This is a genomic window from Amycolatopsis sp. NBC_00355 (genome assembly GCF_036104975.1).
Taxonomy (GTDB): Bacteria; Actinomycetota; Actinomycetes; order Mycobacteriales; family Pseudonocardiaceae; genus Amycolatopsis.
On the sequence record NZ_CP107982.1, the window covers coordinates 8,659,751 to 8,675,332 of the forward strand.

Genomic DNA, 15,582 nt, shown 5'->3' on the forward strand with positions numbered 1-15,582 from the left:
CACGGACGTGAGAATCGTTCCGGTCCCCTACGACCACCCCGACGCGGCCAAGCTCATGGCCGCGGTGCAACAGGTGTACGTCGAGCGCTACGGCGACGAAGACGCCACCCCGATGAACCCCGAGCAGTTCGACCCGCCGCAGGGCCTGTTCCTCGTCGGCTACCAGGGCGAGGAAGCCGTCGCCTGCGGGGCGTGGCGCGCGCACGACGGCCCCGCCCCCGACTTCCAGGACGGCGACGCCGAGTTCAAGCGGATGTACGTCGCCGATTCCGCGCGGGGCCGCGGGTTCGCGCGGATGATCCTGTTCGAGCTGGAGCGCACGGCGGCGTTGTCCGGCCGCAAGCGCGCGGTGCTGGAGACCGGTACCAAGCAGCCGGAGGCGATCGCGCTCTACGCGTCCTCGGGCTACGTCGAGATCCCGAAGTTCGGCGTGTACAAGAACGAGGAGTCGAGCCGGTGTTACGGCAAGGACCTCAGCGGGGCGTGAGCTTCAGCAACGCGGCCGCGTGCGGGCGCAGCGACGCGGAAACCGCGGTGCCCACGTCGCGGTGAGACCACAGGTCCCGGACGTTCCAGGCGCCCGGGACCGTCGCGGACACGGTCGCGGTGGTGGTGCCGGTGTTGAGCAGCACCACCGCGAACCCGCCGCCGGACAAGGGTTTGCCCCACACCTGGTAGCCGGGACCGGCCGCCAGCCGCCGGCCCTGACCCCCCGCGAAGTCCTGGTCGACGGCGATCGCCTCCGGGTTGCCCAGCGTCGCGAGGTCGTCGTCACCCAGCATCGCCGGGTCGGTCCCGGCGAACAGCGGCGCGTTCAGCACCGCCCAGACGCTGAAGTGCGCTCGGGCCTCGTCCGCGGTCAGCGTGCCGTTGCCGACCTGCAGCATGTCCGGGTCGTTCCAGCCGCCCGGCGAGCCACTGTGGACGGCGACGGCGGCCTGCTGGTCGATCGTCGCGAGCACGGAATCCCAGGTCGGGGTCAGGTCGTAGGTGGTCCGCCACAGGTTCGCCACCGGCCGCGCCCAGGTCCACGGGCTCGAGACGCCGTATTCGGAGATCGCGTAGACGATCGGGCGGGGGAGCGCGGCGAGCTCGTCGCGCATCTTTTCGAACGCCGCCTTGGGGTCGAGGCCGTCGACGGTGTCGGCGTTGCACCAGTCGTACTTGAGGTAGTCGACGCCCCAGCGGCCGAACGTCTCGGCGTCCTGCTGTTCGTGCCCGAGCGAGCCGATGCCGGACGCGGGGTAGGCGTCGTTGGCCATCGCGCAGGTCCGGCTGCCCGGCACGGCGTAGATGCCGAACAGCAGGCCGCGGGAGTGCACGTAGTCGGCGAGGTCGGCGATGCCGTGCGGGAACCGCGTGGGGTCGGCCTGCAGGGAGCCGTCGGCGTCGCGAGCCGGCGCCTGCCAGCAGTCGTCGACGACGACGTAGCGGTAGCCCGCGTCCCGCAGGCCGTCGTCCGCGAGCGCGTCGGCGGCCTTCTTGACGACGTCTTCGGTGAGGTCGTAACAGCGGACCTGGTTCCAGCTGTTCCAGCCCATCGGCGGGGTCGTGGCCAGGCCGTTCGCCAGCGCGGGGGCCGCGGCGACCGGCACGCTCAGCAGCCAGGTCAGCACGACGAGGAGGAGCACGAGGGCGGTGCTTCTCGGACGGGTGTGCGGGTTCGCGGCGATGACGTGATCCAATCGCAGAGCACGTGAAACCGCAGTCACCCGGAGGCGGCATGCCCATTTACGCGCTCGGTTCGCTCGAACCGACGATCCACCCCGACGCCTACGTCCACCCGGACGCGACCGTCATCGGCGACGTCCGGATCGCCGCCCACGCGTCGGTGTGGCCGCAGACCGTGCTGCGCGGCGACCACGGCCACATCGAGATCGGCGAGCGCTCCAACGTCCAGGACGGGTGCGTCCTGCACTGCACCGAGCGGCACCCGACGATCCTCGGGCCGTCGTCGGCGATCGGGCACGCGGTGCACGTCGAGGGCGCGACGATCGGCACCGGCTGCCTGATCGCCTCCGGTTCGGTGGTGCTCAACGGCACGGTCATCGAGGACGGGGGCATGGTCGGCGCCGGCGCGGTGCTCTCGTACGGCTCGTACGTGAAGTCCGGCGAGATCGCGCTCGGCGTGCCCGCGAAGACGCGGGAGAACAAGTCGTTCGGGCCGGAGAGCATCGCTCTCGTCGTGGATTCCTACGTCGAGCGGGCGAAGCGGTTCCGCGTCGAACTCCGGCGGCTCGACCCGCGCGAGTGACGGCGGCCACGGCCGGTAAGCTCGCCGCCCGTGACCGCACGACCGTTGCAGGACATCGTCGAGGCAGGCTGGGCCGAGGCCCTCGAACCGGTGGCGCCGCAGGTCGCCGTGATGGGGGAGTTCCTCCGCGCGGAGATCGCCGCCGGCCGGACCTACCTCCCGGCGGGTGAGCACGTGCTGCGGGCGTTCCAGCAGCCGTTCCACGACGTCCGGGTGCTGATCGTCGGCCAGGACCCGTACCCGACGCCCGGGCACGCGGTCGGCCTGAGCTTTTCGGTGGCGCCGGACGTCCGGCCGATCCCGAAGAGCCTGATCAACATCTACAAGGAGTACGCCGAGGACCTCGGCCACCCGCTGCCGGCCAACGGCGACCTGACGCCGTGGGCCGACCAGGGCGTCCTGCTGCTCAACAGGGCCCTGACGGTGCAGCCGGGCAAGTCGAACTCGCACCAGGGCAAGGGCTGGGAAGACGTCACCGAGCAGGCGATCAAGGCCCTCGCGGCCCGGTCGGAGCCGATGGTGGCGATCCTCTGGGGCCGCAACGCCCGCAACCTGCGCCCGATGCTCGGTGAGGTGCCGTGCATCGAGTCCGCGCACCCGAGCCCGCTCTCGGCGCACAACGGCTTCTTCGGGTCACGCCCGTTCAGCCGCGCCAACCAGCTGCTGGAGCAGCAGGGCGCCGCGCCGGTCGACTGGAAACTCCCGTAGGTTCGGTGTCCGGATCGGGGTGACGGCTCCGACCAGGGGGAAACCTTTGGAGGAGAAATGAACGTCACATCGGCCGACGGCACGTCCATCGCCTACGAGCAGCGCGGCACGGGGGCGCCGGTGATCCTGGTCGGCGGCGCGTTCAACGACCGGACCACGGTCGCGGGCCTGGCCGAAGTGCTGGCAGCGGACTTCACGACGATCGCGTACGACCGGCGTGGCCGGGGCGACAGCGGCGACACCGGTCCTTATGCCGTCGAGCGGGAGATCGAGGACATCGCGGCGCTGATCGAGCACGTCGGAGGCTCGGCGTCGGTCTTCGGCCATTCGTCGGGCGCGGTGCTGGCCCTGGAGGCGGCCGGAGCGGGTCTCGCGATCGAGAAGGTGGTGGCGTACGAACCGCCGTACGCGACCGACGCGGAGTCGCGCGCCGACGTCACGGAGAAGGTGACCGCGCAGATCGCGGCGGGCGACCGCGACGGCGCGGCGGCGACCTTCCTGGAGGTCGCGGGCACCCCGCCCGAGGTGATCGAGGGGATGAAGCGGGCCCCGGTCTGGGGCTGGTTCACCTCGCTGGCCCACACGCTCCCGTACGACCTGACGATCTGCGGCCCGGGCGCCCGCCCGCGCAAGGACCACCTGGCCCGCATCACGGCCCCGGCGCTGGTCATCGGCGGCGGCGCGAGCCCGGAGAAGCTGCAGTCAGGAGCCCGCGTCGCGGCGGCCGCGGTCCCCGGCGCCCGCCACGAGACCCTCCCGGGCCAGGACCACGGCGTCCTGCAGCACCCGGAATCCCTGCGCGACCTGCTGGTCGACTTCCTCAAGTAACCCGAAGGTCCGTGAAGGCCTCCTTGAGGGACTCTGAGTCCCTCAAGGAGGCCTTCACGGACTTGGCGGGCGCACCCAGGCCGAACATAAAAATGGCGGGTGCTCCGGAGAGCACCCGCCATTTTCGAACTCTTCTCGCCTCAGCCGCGAACGACCTTGCCCGCCTTGATGCACGAGGTGCACACGTTCAGGCGCTTGCGCTGGGAAATACCCACCTTGGCGTGAACGGTCTGGATGTTCGGGTTCCACCGGCGGTTGGTACGCCGGTGGGAGTGCGAGACCGACTTGCCGAAGCCGGGTCCCTTGCCACAGACGTCGCACACGGCAGCCACGTCGAACTCCTTTGGATCTGGGTCATAGAGATGAGCCCAGATGCACTGGGCAACTCGACCATAGTAACCAGTGGCTCAGCCGTGTCCCGCACGGGGTCGATACGCTCGCTCCGGAACGACGAGGAGGTCACGGAGTGCGGGTGCTGGACGCGGCGGCGGTGTCGGCCTGGGCCGCGGGTTGTGTGCGCAGCCTGGCGAGCCTGCGGCCGGCCATCGACGGGATCAACGTCTACCCCGTGGCGGACTCCGACACCGGCTCCAACATGCTCTTCACGATGACCGGCGCGGCCGCCGGACTCGACCACGCCGAGCCGGAAACCGCCGCCGACGCGCTGAAGGTCCTCGCGCGCGGGGCCGTCGCCTCGGCCAAGGGCAACTCCGGCGTGATCCTCTCCCAGGTCGTGCGCGGGCTGGCCGACCGGGCCGAGGGTGAGCTGGACGGTCCGTGGCTGGCCGTCGCGCTGGGCCACGCCGACGAGGTCGCCACCGGGGCCGTGAGCCGGCCGGTCGCCGGGACCATCCTGACCGTCCTGCACGCCGTCGCCCTCGCCGTGCGCGGCGATACGCGCCCGCTCGCCGACGTGGCGCAGACCGCCGCGAAGGAAGCCGCGCACGCCCTCGAGAAGACGCCTCTCCAGCTGCCCGCGCTGGCCAAGGCCGGGGTCGTCGACGCCGGGGCCCGCGGGCTCGTCGCCGTGCTCGACGCCCTGGTCGGGGTGCTCACCGGCACCGCGGTCGAGCAGGACCACGCGCTGGAAGCGCCGGTCGTGGAAGACCAGGTGTACGCCTGGGAGGTCATGTACCTGCTCGACGGCGTCGACGAGGAGAGCCTGCCGACCCTGCGCAAGGAGCTGGGCGGCCTCGGCGACAGCGTCACCGTGGCCGGCGACGGCTCGGGCAGTCACGCCGTGCACGTCCACTGCGCCGACATCGGCGCCGCCATCGAAGCCGGGCTGACGCTGGGCCGGCCACGCCGGATCCGCGTCGAACCGCTGCTCACGCCGACGCCGATCGAGCCGGGCGGCGGGATCGACCGCACGGTCGTCGCCGTCGTGCACGGTGGTGGGCTGGCGGAGGTGCTGCGTGCCGAGAGCATCCCGGTCCTCGAAGTGCCCGAGGGCACCGTGCCGAGCGTCGAGGACATGATCGGCCTGCTCAACGAGGCCGCCGGCCGGCACGTCACGGTGCTGCCGGGCGGGGTCGCGCTGACCGCGGCGGCCGACACCGCGGCGGGCCACGCGATGGCCGCCGACCGGGACGTCGTGGTCATCCCGTGCACGTCGCCGGTGCAGGTGCTCGCGGCGCTGGCCGTGCACGACGCCGGGCGCCGCACCAACGACGATGTCGTCGCGATGGCCGAGGCGGCCGCCGCGACCAGGCGTGGCGAACTGCGGATCGCCCGCGAAGAGTCGCTAACCTGGGTGGGCCGGGCCCAGTCCGGCGACGTGGTCGGCCTGGTCGACGACGAGGTGGTGCTGATCGAGCCCGCCCCGGCGTCGGAGACCAACCTCGTCGCGGCGGCGATGAAGGTGCTGAACCGGATGCTGGCGCTGGGCGGGGAACTGGTGACGGTGCTGAGCGGGGCCGCCGCGCCGCCGGGGGTCGCCGAGGAGCTCGCGGAGCAGCTCCGGCTGGAGCACCCCGAGGTGGAGCTGGCCGGGTACGCCGGCGGGCAGGCGGCCGCCGTGCTGCTGATGGGAGTCGAATAGCGATGGCCGGACTGCGCGACAAGCTGCCGTTGCTGCTGGGCGCCAAGACGGCGAAGGCGCTCGCCACGGCGTTGGACATCGAGACGGTCAGCGACCTGCTGCGCCACTACCCCCGCCGCTACGCCGAGCGCGGCGAGCTCACCGACATCGCCGGCCTCGAGCTGGGCGAGCACGCGACCGTGCTGGCGCGCATCGAAAAGGTGAGCAAGCGCCGGATGAAGGCCCGCAACGGGACCATCATCGACATGGTGATCACCGACGGGAAACGCCGGCTCACGTGCGCCTTCTTCAACCAGGCCTGGCGGGAGAAGGACCTGGTGCCGGGCAAGTCCGGCCTGTTCGCCGGCAAGGTCTCGGCGTTCCGCGACACCCTGCAGCTGACCAACCCCGAGTACGAGCTGTTCGAGGCCGACCGCGAAGCCGAGGCCATGGACGACTTCCTGGCCGCCATCATCCCGGTCTACCCGGCGGCGCAGGGCATGCCGACGTGGTCGATCGCCAAGTGCGTGCGCCAGGTGCTCGACGTCCTCGAGGTCGACGAGGACCCGATGCCGCCGGAGCTGCGGCGGCTCCAGCACCTGGGGGACCTCGAAAACGCGCTGCGCGGCATCCACCGCCCGGAGAACTGGGCGCACCTGGAGGCCTCGCGCAAGCGGCTCAAGTGGGACGAAGCGATGGCCGTGCAGCTGATCTTCGCGCAGCGCCGGCATTCCGCGATCTCCCGGCCGGCGAAGGCGAACCCGCACGTCGACGGCGGGATCATGGACGCCTTCGACAAGCGGCTCCCGTTCGACCTCACCGCGGGCCAGCGCGGCATCGGCGACGAGATCGCCGCCGACCTGGCGACCGAGCACCCGATGAACCGGCTGCTGCAGGGCGAGGTCGGCTCGGGCAAGACGATCGTCGCGCTGCGGGCGATGCTGCAGGTCGTCGACAACGGACGGCAGTCCGCGCTGCTGGCGCCGACCGAGGTGCTCGCCGCCCAGCACGCGCGGTCGTTGCGCGAGATGCTCGGCGACCTGGCGCAGGCCGGCGAGCTGGGCGCGGCCGAGAAGGCCACCCGCGTCACGCTGCTCACCGGGTCGATGGGCGCGAAGGAACGCAAGAAAGCGTTGCTGGAAGCCATGAGCGGCGAAGCGGGCATCATCGTCGGTACGCACGCGCTGATCCAGGAGACCGTGCAGTTCGCCGACCTCGGCCTGGCCGTCGTCGACGAGCAGCACCGCTTCGGCGTCGAACAGCGCGACGCCCTGCGCACCCGCGGCAGTGAGGGCACCAGCCCGCACGTGCTGGTGATGACCGCGACGCCGATCCCGCGCACGGTCGCCATGACCGTCTACGGCGACCTGGAGATCTCCGCGCTGCGCGAGATGCCGGTCGGCCGCTCGCCGATCAGCACGACCGTCGTCCCGGTGGCGGAGAAGCCGGCGTGGATGGAGCGCGTCTGGCAGCGCGTCACCGAAGAGGTGTCGAAGGGGCACCAGGCTTACATCGTGTGCCCGCGGATCGGCGACGAGCCGCCGTCGGACAAGAGCGACAAGCGGCCGCCGGTCGCCGTCCTCGACATCGCGCCGCAGCTGGTGGAGGGGCCACTCAAGGGGCTGCGCATCGCGGTGCTGCACGGCCGGATGCCCGCGGACGACAAGGACGCCGTGATGCGGGCCTTCGCCGCGGGGGAGCTGGACGTGCTCGTGGCCACCACCGTGATCGAGGTCGGCGTCAACGTGCCGAACTCGACGGCGATGGTGATCATGGACGCCGACCGGTTCGGCATCAGCCAGCTGCACCAGCTGCGCGGCCGCGTCGGCCGGGGCAGCGTGCCGGGACTGTGCCTGCTGGTCACCGAAGCCCTCGACGGTACGACGACCCGCGAACGGCTGGCGGCGGTCGAGTCGACCACGGACGGTTTCGAGCTGTCCCGCCTCGACCTGGAGCTGCGCCGCGAGGGGGACATCCTCGGCGCCGCGCAGTCCGGGAAGCGGTCCACGCTGAAGCTGCTTTCCCTGCTGCGGGACGAAGACGTCATCGCGGAATCACGTGCGCGGGCGCAGGAGATCGTCGAGAAGGACCCGGCGATCTCGAAGTTCCCCGGCCTGGCCCAGATGGTCGCCGACGTCGTCGACGTCGAGCGCGCGGAGTACCTGGAGAAGTCGTGACCGCCGTCGTCCGGCCCGCCACCGTCGACGACGCGGGGGCGATCGGCGAGATCCACGTGCGCTCCTGGCAAGCGGCGTACGACGGCTTGATGCCGGCGGACTTCCTCGCCGGCATCCCGGTCGAGGACCGGACGGCGGGCTGGGCCCGCACCCTGCGCGACGGCGGCCGTGTGCTGGTGGTGGCCGACCCGGAGGTGGTCGGCTTCGCGGCGTTCGGGCCGCGCCGCGACGGGCCGGACGAGGGTGAGCTGTACGCGATCTACCTGCACCCGCGGGTGTGGAGCCGCGGCCTGGGCCGGCTGCTGCACGCTTCGGTGCTGGAGTCGCTGGCCGCGAGCTGGCCGGCCGCGGTGCTGTGGGTGCTGGCGACGAACGAGCGCGCGAAGGCGTTCTACGAGCGCGCGGGCTGGTCCCTCGACGGCGGCTCGCGCACCGAAACGATCGCCGGTGGCACGGTTTCGCTGGAGGAGCTGCGGTTCAGGCGTCCGTTGCCGTGACGAACACACCGGCTTTGGCGGCCGCCGCCGCCGCGGCCGCGGCAACTCCCGCGTCGTTCGGCGTGACGCCTTCGCGCGAGACGAACAGGCGGTAGAAGACCGGTCCGCAAGCGACGCGCACGACCTCGACCGCGTCCGTTCCGGCCGGGACCTCGCCCCGGGCCACGGCGCGCTCGACGATCGGCGCCGACCGCGCGTGCCGATCGACGTAGAACTCCTCCAGGGCCTCGGCCGCGCGGGTCGAGAGGAACGCCGCCGAGATCGAGGCGATCGGGAGTTCGCGCAGGCCCGGCTCGGTGAAGAAGCGCACCAGCTCCAGGTTGACCTCGCGCAGGTCGCCTTCGAGGGACCCGGTGTCCGGCGCGGCCCACTCCTGCTCGGTGCCCATCAGCAGCGCCGCCGCGACCAGGCCCTCGGCGGACTCCCAGCGGCGGTACAGCGTCGTCTTGTGCACACCGGAGCGTTCGGCCACCGCTTCGACGGTCAGCTCGGCGTAGCCGCGTTCGCCGAGCAGCTCGAGCGTCGCGTCGAGGGCGGCGCGGCGGGTCCGCTCGGTGCGGCCTCCCGGGCGCTGCGTGCCGATGGTCTCCAAGTGCCACTCCTGTTGCGTTAGTGCCCTCAGTGTAGATCAGCCGATCGGGCGACAGCCCCGAGTTGTCGCGGCCCCGGCGCGCGGGTACCACGCTGATCATGAGGAAACGACGGGGTGTTCTCGTGGCCGTGGCCATCGTGCTCGCCGGGCAGGCGCCGGCGGCCGCCGCCGGTGGAGTGCAGCAGGATCCGCCCAGCTGGGGGCTGGACCGGATCGACCAGCGGAGCGGGCTCGACCACGCCTACCGCTACGGCGATGACGCGGCCGGCGTCACGATCTACGTGATCGACAGCGGCGTCGACCCGCGGCACCCCGACTTCCAGGGCCGCGTCGCGCCGGGGCGGGACTTCCTCGGCGGCGGTACCGACACGGCCGACACCAACGGTCACGGCACCCGGCTCGCCGGGATCGCCGCGGGCCGGGACTACGGCGTCGCGAAGGGCGCGCAGATCGTGCCGGTGCGGGTGCTCGACAAGGACGGCGGCGGCGCGACCGAGGCGATCATCGCCGGGCTCGACTGGGTCGCGCAGAACGCCCGGCAGCCCGCGGTCGCCGTCCTCGGCATCGGCGGCGTCCCGAACGACCAGCTCGACGCGGCCGTGAAACGCCTGGCCACGGTGCTGCCGATCGCCGTCCCGGCCGGCAGCGAGACGGCGGACGCGAGCGGCTTCTCGCCGGGGCGCGTCACCGAGGCGCTGACCGTCGGGGCGATCGACGACCAGGACCACCCGGACAAGGCGTCCAACTTCGGCCAGGACGTCGACCTGTACGCGCCGGGTGTCGACGTCCCGAGCCCGATCGCGGGCGGCACGACCGCGGGCCCGGAGTCGGGCACGTCCGTGGCCGCGGCGTTCGCGGCCGGAGCGGCGGCGATCTACCTGGCCCGGCACCCCGGCTCGACGCCGGCGCAGGTGGACCAGGCGCTGGTGCAGGCCGCGACGCCGGACGCGCTGAAGGGCGTCCCGGAGGGCACGGCCAACCGGCTGCTCTACGTGCCGCCGGCGTCCTGAGACCTCACCGGGTGGTGCCACCGGGGCGGATCGGCCAATCTTTCCACGCGCATGATGTCCATCACCTGGTATGCAGCTCCCGCCCACCGGGAAAAACCGGGTAACGTGCGCTGACTACCGATCCAAACGGGAAGGACCGGGCATGTTCCGCAAGGTGCTGGTGGCCAACCGCGGTGAGATCGCGATCCGCGCGTTCCGCGCCGGCTTCGAACTGGGCGCGGGCACGGTCGCCGTGTTCCCCCACGAAGACCGCAACTCGCTGCACCGGCTGAAGGCCGACGAGGCGTACGAGATCGGCGAACCCGGTCACCCCGTGCGCGCTTATCTTTCGGTCGACGAAATCGTGGCCGCGGCGAAGAAGGCCGGGGCCGACGCCGTCTACCCGGGTTACGGCTTCCTGTCGGAGAACCCGGACCTCGCGCGCGCGTGCGAGGAAGCGGGGATCACCTTCGTCGGCCCGAGCGCCGACATCCTCGAACTCACCGGTAACAAGGCCCGCGCGGTCAAGGCCGCGCGCGAGGCCGGTGTCCCGGTGCTCGGCTCTTCGGAGCCCTCCAGCGACATCGACGCGCTGGTCGCGGCGGCCGACGAGCTGGGTTTCCCGGTGTTCGTCAAGGCCGTCGCCGGTGGTGGCGGGCGCGGCATGCGCCGCGTCCTGGAGCCGGCGCAGTTGCGCGAGTCCATCGAAGCCGCGGCGCGCGAGGCGGAGTCCGCCTTCGGTGACCCGACGGTGTTCCTCGAGAAGGCCGTCGTCGAGCCGCGGCACATCGAGGTGCAGATCCTCGCCGACGCCGAGGGCAACGTCATCCACCTCTACGAGCGCGACTGCTCGGTGCAGCGCCGCCACCAGAAGGTCGTCGAGCTGGCCCCGGCGCCGAACCTCGACCCCGAGCTGCGGGACCGGATCTGCGCCGACGCCGTGAAGTTCGCGCGCCAGATCGGCTACCGCAACGCCGGCACCGTCGAGTTCCTGCTCGACAAGCAGGGCAACCACGTCTTCATCGAGATGAACCCGCGCATCCAGGTCGAGCACACGGTCACCGAAGAGGTCACCGACGTCGACCTCGTGCAGTCGCAGCTGCGGATCGCCTCCGGCCAGACCCTGGACGACCTGGGCCTGAGCCAGGACAAGATCTACCTGCGCGGCGCCGCGCTGCAGTGCCGCATCACCACCGAAGACCCGGCCAACGGCTTCCGCCCGGACACCGGGATGATCTCCGCCTACCGCTCGCCGGGCGGCTCGGGCATCCGGCTCGACGGCGGCACCGCCTTCTCCGGCACCGAGATCAGCGCCCACTTCGACTCGCTGCTGGTGAAGCTCACCTGCCGCGGCCGCGACTTCGAGACCGCCGTCGGCCGCGCGCGCCGTGCCGTCGCCGAGTTCCGGATCCGCGGGGTGGCCACGAACATCCCGTTCCTGCAGGCCGTGCTCGACGACCCGGACTTCCGCGCCGGGCGCGTCACGACGTCGTTCATCGAGGAGCGTCCGCACCTGCTGACCGCGCGGCACTCCGCCGACCGCGGCACGCGGCTGCTGACCTACCTCGCCGACCAGACGGTCAACAAGCCGCACGGTGAGCGCCCGAAGACCCCGGACGCGACGCTCAAGCTGCCGAAGCTGCCGAAGGACGCCCAGCCGCCCGCCGGTTCGAAGCAGAAGCTCGTCGAACTGGGCCCGGGCGGGTTCGCGGAGTGGCTGCGGAAGTCGCCGCACGTCGGCGTCACCGACACGACCTTCCGCGACGCGCACCAGTCGCTGCTCGCCACCCGCGTCCGCACCAAGGACCTGCTCGCGGTGGCGCCGGTCGTCGCGAACACGGTGCCGCAGCTGCTGTCGCTGGAGTGCTGGGGCGGCGCGACCTACGACGTCGCGCTGCGGTTCCTCGCCGAGGACCCGTGGGAGCGGCTCGCCGCGCTGCGCGAGGCCGTGCCCAACATCTGCCTGCAGATGCTGTTGCGCGGGCGCAACACCGTCGGCTACACGCCGTACCCGACCGAGGTGACCACCGCCTTCGTCGAAGAAGCCACGAAGACCGGCATCGACATCTTCCGGATCTTCGACGCGCTCAACGACGTCGAGCAGATGCGCCCGGCCATCGAAGCCGTGCGCGAGACCGGATCCGCGGTCGCCGAGGTGGCGCTCTGCTACACCTCCGACCTGTCGGACCCGGGGGAGAAGCTCTACACGCTCGACTACTACCTCAAGCTGGCCGAGCAGATCGTCGGCGCCGGGGCGCACGTCCTGGCGATCAAGGACATGGCCGGGCTGCTGCGCGCGCCCGCGGCGACCCGGCTGGTCACCGCGCTGCGCAAGGAGTTCGACCTGCCGGTGCACATCCACACCCACGACACCGCGGGCGGCCAGCTGGCCACCTACCTCGCGGCGATCAACGCGGGCGCGGACGCCGTCGACGGCGCGGTGTCGTCGATGGCGGGCACGACGTCGCAGCCGTCGCTGTCGTCGATCGTGGCGGCCACCGACCACTCCGACCGCACCACCGGGCTGAGCCTGGACGCGATCGGCGAGCTGGAGCCGTACTGGGAGAGCGTGCGCAAGATCTACGCGCCGTTCGAGGCCGGGCTGGCCTCGCCCACCGGGCGGGTCTACCACCACGAGATCCCGGGCGGCCAGCTGTCGAACCTGCGCACCCAGGCCATCGCGCTGGGCCTGGGCGACCGGTTCGAGGACATCGAGGCGATGTACGCCGCGGCCGACAAGATCCTCGGCCACCTGGTGAAGGTGACGCCGTCGTCCAAGGTCGTCGGCGACCTCGCGCTGCACCTGGTCGGCGCGGGCGTCTCCCCGGCGGACTTCGAGGCGGAGCCGAACAAGTTCGACATCCCCGACTCGGTGATCGGCTTCCTGCGCGGCGAGCTCGGCGACCCGCCGGGCGGCTGGCCGGAGCCCTTCCGCACCAAGGCCCTCGAAGGCCGCGCGGCGGCGAAGCCGGTGCAGGAACTGTCCGAAGAGGACCGTACCGCGCTGGCCGAGAACCGCCGCCGGACGCTCAACCGGCTGCTGTTCCCCGGGCCCACCAAGGAGTTCGAGGCGCACCGGGAGGCCTACGGCGACACCTCCGTGCTGCCCAGCAAGGACTTCTTCTACGGGCTGCGCCCGGGGGAGGAGTACCAGGTCGACCTCGAGCAGGGCGTGCGGCTGATCATCGAGCTGGAGGCGATCGGCGAGGCCGACGAACGCGGCCTGCGCACGGTGATGTCGACGCTCAACGGCCAGCTGCGGCCGATCCAGATCCGCGACCACTCGATCGCCTCGGACATCCCGGCGACCGAGAAGGCGGAGAAGGGCAACCCGAAGCAGGTCGCGGCGCCGTTCGCCGGCGTCGTCACGCTGCAGGTCAACGAGGGTGACACGGTCGAGGCCGGTGCCACGGTCGCGACGATCGAGGCGATGAAGATGGAGGCGTCGATCACGGCGTCCGCGGGCGGCAAGGTGGCGCGCCGCGCGATCAACGCCGTCCAGCAGGTCGAGGGCGGCGACCTCCTGCTCGTCCTGGAGTGAGCCCGCTGATCAACGCCGTACCGCAGCGGCAAGGCGCGGTGGGCCCTCGGGCGGGCGAGCTGCCCGGGGGCTGTGCGGCGCTCGCGGAGCTGGCCGGGCACGTGCTCGGCCGGCCCGTGCACCACGTCCCGCAGAGCCGGGAACTGTCCGAAGTGGACGGCGGGATCGCCAACCGCACCGTGCTGACCGGCCCGAACCGGGCGGCCCAGCTGGCCGCCCTGGAGGCACCGGGCGGCCCGGTCCTGACGATCGGCGGCGACTGCGGCGTCGAGCTGGTCCCGATCGGCGTGGCCCGGTTCCGGTACGGGCCGGGCCTGGGGGTCGCGTGGTTCGACGCCCACGCGGACCTGAACACGGCTGCGACGTCGCCGTCGGGCGCGTTCCACGGGATGGTGCTGCGGTCGCTGTTCGGCGAGGGTGACCCGGAGTTCGCGGCGGCGCCCGCGTTGGAGCCGGGACGCGCGGTCCTGGCGGGCACGCGCGTGTTCGACCCGGAGGAGCGCTCGGCGGTCGACCGCGGACTGGCGGTCACGTCGCTCGAGTCGTTGGCGGGCGCGGAGAAGCTGTACGTGCACGTGGATCTCGACGTCCTGGACCCGACGGAGTTCGGCGGCCTCAACCACCCGGAACCGGACGGCTGGACGATCGCGCGGCTGGTGTCGTCTTTGGACGCCCTGGCGGCGTACGACGTCGTGGGCGCGGGCATCACCGAGTGCGTGGGCACCCCGCGCGAGGTCGAAGTCCTGGAACCGGTGCTGGCCGCGCTCGGCCGGCTGCTCACACCCTGAAGTCCGTGAAGGCCACCTTGAGGGACATAGAGTCCCTCAAGGTGGCCTTCACGGACTTTCCGGATCGTCGGCGGGGTAGGCCTTGCGGACGGCGTCGAGGGCGATGTCGAGGTTCGCGCCGAGGTCTCGGGCGCGGGTCGCGTAGTCGGTGGCCGCGGCCAGGAGCAGCGCCGCCGGGTCCGGGCGGTCCGTGGGGATGGTGATGACCGTGCCGCGGGCGCGGGCCGTTTCCACCCAGCCCGCCGTCTCCAGCTCGCGGTACGCGCGGGCGACCGTGCCCGACGCCAGGCCCAGGTCACGGGCCAGCTGGCGGATCGGCGGCAGGCGCGTCCCCTCGGGGAGCGCGCCCGCCGTGGCCGCCGTGATGATCTGGTCGTGCACCTGCCGCCAGGGCGCCAGGCCGGTTTCGGTGTCGACGAAGATCTTCACGCGAGAGCCGGGAGCCTCTTCAGCGGCGCGGTGACGGCCAGGAACGCGACGATGCCGGCCACGGCGACCAGGAACGACCCGAGGTTGCCCGCCGTCCAGCCGACCGCGGTGCAGGTGGCGATGCCCAGCCCGATGGCGACGCGCGCGCTGCGGCAGCGCAGGGCCAGGTCCGCGCGCGGCTCGCCGGTCGCCGGGCGCCGCACGGCCAGCAGGGTGATCGCCCAGCAGACGGCCGTCGTGCCCGCGGCCACCGCCAGCAGTTTCCACTGCGTGATCAGGGCCAGGTGCGCGATCGCGGACACCGACGCCAGCCCGCTGAGCACCAGGGCCCAGGCCGGGACGACGTCCAGCAGCCGCCGCCGGACGAGGACCGCCTCCCGCCGCGGGCCGCGTGCGGGCCGCTGGGCCAGCAGTTCGGCGATCAGGCCGCCGAGCAGCAGGGTGCCGGCGATCGAGGCGCCGTCGTTGCCGCCGCCGAACAGCGGCGGGAGCGCCAGGTAGAGCCACGGGTACCAGAACCGGCGCCGCTTGAGGTAGGTGACGGCGAGCGCCACCTCGGCGGCGTCCGGGTCCGGCACGCCCCAGCGCACGAGCAGGCGGGCCCCGCGCTTGTCGTTCGGCCAGAGCACGATCAGGATCGCCAGGCCGATCAGGCCCGTGAAGAGCGCGATCGCGAGCATGTTGTCCCACGCCATGTCGTACCTCCCGCTTGTATCAACCACACGATACAAGCGGGCGCGACCGGGTGCGCGCCGGGCA

Annotated in this window: 15 protein-coding genes; 10 read left to right on the forward strand and 5 right to left on the reverse strand. The window is 72.2% G+C overall.

Annotated elements, in window-relative coordinates; genetic code table 11:
• Positions 1-7 precede the first annotated feature (7 nt).
• Positions 8-487, forward strand: a complete 480-nt coding sequence (locus tag OHS18_RS40015) for a GNAT family N-acetyltransferase (protein WP_328443531.1) — start codon at positions 8-10, stop codon at positions 485-487.
• Here OHS18_RS40015 and OHS18_RS40020 read toward each other — a convergent pair.
• Entirely contained in the window at positions 474-1,631 is a 1,158-nt protein-coding gene (locus tag OHS18_RS40020; RefSeq protein WP_328614301.1) for a glycoside hydrolase family 27 protein, read from the reverse strand. The two genes, OHS18_RS40015 and OHS18_RS40020, sit on opposite strands and share 14 nt — an antisense overlap.
• A 92-nt stretch (positions 1,632-1,723) precedes the next feature.
• On the opposite strand from OHS18_RS40020, the gene OHS18_RS40025 reads away from it, so the two are divergent.
• Genes OHS18_RS40025 through OHS18_RS40035 form a run of 3 tightly spaced genes read left to right on the forward strand, consistent with a single transcriptional unit; the run spans position 1,724 to position 3,790 of the window.
• On the forward strand, positions 1,724-2,254 hold the full coding sequence (locus tag OHS18_RS40025) for a gamma carbonic anhydrase family protein (protein WP_328443527.1): 531 nt from the start codon (positions 1,724-1,726) through the stop codon (positions 2,252-2,254).
• Positions 2,255-2,284: 30 nt separating this feature from the next.
• A complete protein-coding gene (locus OHS18_RS40030; protein ID WP_328443525.1) occupies positions 2,285-2,962 on the forward strand; it encodes a uracil-DNA glycosylase in 678 nt (225 codons plus the stop codon).
• A 57-nt stretch (positions 2,963-3,019) separates the two neighbouring features.
• Positions 3,020-3,790, forward strand: coding sequence for an alpha/beta fold hydrolase (locus OHS18_RS40035; RefSeq protein WP_328614302.1), 771 nt, complete (start codon positions 3,020-3,022; stop codon positions 3,788-3,790).
• A gap of 140 nt (positions 3,791-3,930) precedes the next feature.
• On the opposite strand, the gene rpmB is transcribed toward OHS18_RS40035, so the two are convergent.
• On the reverse strand, positions 3,931-4,122 hold the full coding sequence (gene rpmB / locus OHS18_RS40040; protein ID WP_247062089.1) for a 50S ribosomal protein L28: 192 nt from the start codon (positions 4,120-4,122) through the stop codon (positions 3,931-3,933).
• 134 nt (positions 4,123-4,256) lie between these two features.
• Here rpmB and OHS18_RS40045 point away from each other — a divergent pair, with 134 nt between their 5' ends.
• From OHS18_RS40045 to OHS18_RS40055, 3 genes are read left to right on the forward strand one after another with little or no spacing between them, the layout of a single operon-like run.
• Positions 4,257-5,831, forward strand: coding sequence for a DAK2 domain-containing protein (locus OHS18_RS40045; RefSeq protein ID WP_328614303.1), 1,575 nt, complete (start codon positions 4,257-4,259; stop codon positions 5,829-5,831).
• A 2-nt stretch (positions 5,832-5,833) separates the two neighbouring features.
• Complete coding sequence (gene recG / locus OHS18_RS40050) at positions 5,834-7,987, forward strand: ATP-dependent DNA helicase RecG (protein ID WP_328443519.1); 2,154 nt, start codon at positions 5,834-5,836, stop codon at positions 7,985-7,987.
• Positions 7,984-8,484 carry a GNAT family N-acetyltransferase gene (locus OHS18_RS40055; RefSeq protein ID WP_328614304.1) on the forward strand — a complete coding sequence of 167 codons (501 nt, stop codon included), beginning with the start codon at positions 7,984-7,986 and terminating at the stop codon, positions 8,482-8,484. Before recG ends, OHS18_RS40055 begins: the two co-directional genes overlap by 4 nt.
• Here the strand turns inward: OHS18_RS40055 and OHS18_RS40060 are convergent.
• A complete protein-coding gene (locus tag OHS18_RS40060) occupies positions 8,465-9,076 on the reverse strand; it encodes a TetR/AcrR family transcriptional regulator (RefSeq protein WP_328614305.1) in 612 nt (203 codons plus the stop codon). The genes OHS18_RS40055 and OHS18_RS40060 overlap by 20 nt on opposite strands.
• A gap of 98 nt (positions 9,077-9,174) precedes the next feature.
• Between OHS18_RS40060 and OHS18_RS40065 the strand changes: the two genes are divergently transcribed.
• From OHS18_RS40065 to OHS18_RS40075, 3 genes are all read left to right on the forward strand, one after another.
• Positions 9,175-10,086 carry a S8 family peptidase gene (locus OHS18_RS40065; protein WP_328614306.1) on the forward strand — a complete coding sequence of 304 codons (912 nt, stop codon included), beginning with the start codon at positions 9,175-9,177 and terminating at the stop codon, positions 10,084-10,086.
• Between the two features lie 142 nt (positions 10,087-10,228).
• The gene (locus tag OHS18_RS40070; protein ID WP_328614307.1) at positions 10,229-13,606 is read left to right on the forward strand and encodes a pyruvate carboxylase; all 3,378 of its coding nucleotides are present in this window, start codon (positions 10,229-10,231) and stop codon (positions 13,604-13,606) included.
• The gene (locus tag OHS18_RS40075; RefSeq protein ID WP_328614308.1) at positions 13,603-14,394 is read left to right on the forward strand and encodes an arginase family protein; all 792 of its coding nucleotides are present in this window, start codon (positions 13,603-13,605) and stop codon (positions 14,392-14,394) included. The genes OHS18_RS40070 and OHS18_RS40075 overlap by 4 nt, the downstream gene beginning before the upstream one ends.
• A 48-nt stretch (positions 14,395-14,442) precedes the next feature.
• On the opposite strand, the gene OHS18_RS40080 is transcribed toward OHS18_RS40075, so the two are convergent.
• Complete coding sequence (locus OHS18_RS40080; RefSeq protein ID WP_328614309.1) at positions 14,443-14,823, reverse strand: GntR family transcriptional regulator; 381 nt, start codon at positions 14,821-14,823, stop codon at positions 14,443-14,445.
• Positions 14,820-15,518, reverse strand: a complete 699-nt coding sequence (locus OHS18_RS40085; protein ID WP_328443505.1) for a hypothetical protein — start codon at positions 15,516-15,518, stop codon at positions 14,820-14,822. The genes OHS18_RS40080 and OHS18_RS40085 overlap by 4 nt, the downstream gene beginning before the upstream one ends.
• Between the last annotated feature and the right edge of the window lie 64 nt (positions 15,519-15,582).

Excerpts from the sequence above, each read along its gene's own strand:
- OHS18_RS40065 (WP_328614306.1), top strand. The coding sequence starts at position 9,175 with ATGAGGAAACGACGGGGTGTTCTCGTGGCCGTGGCCATCGTGCTCGCC.
- OHS18_RS40025 (WP_328443527.1), top strand. The coding sequence starts at position 1,724 with ATGCCCATTTACGCGCTCGGTTCGCTCGAACCGACGATCCACCCCGAC.
- OHS18_RS40085 (WP_328443505.1), bottom strand. The coding sequence starts at position 15,518 with ATGGCGTGGGACAACATGCTCGCGATCGCGCTCTTCACGGGCCTGATC.
- OHS18_RS40070 (WP_328614307.1), top strand. The coding sequence starts at position 10,229 with ATGTTCCGCAAGGTGCTGGTGGCCAACCGCGGTGAGATCGCGATCCGC.
- recG (WP_328443519.1), top strand. The coding sequence starts at position 5,834 with ATGGCCGGACTGCGCGACAAGCTGCCGTTGCTGCTGGGCGCCAAGACG.
- OHS18_RS40035 (WP_328614302.1), top strand. The coding sequence starts at position 3,020 with ATGAACGTCACATCGGCCGACGGCACGTCCATCGCCTACGAGCAGCGC.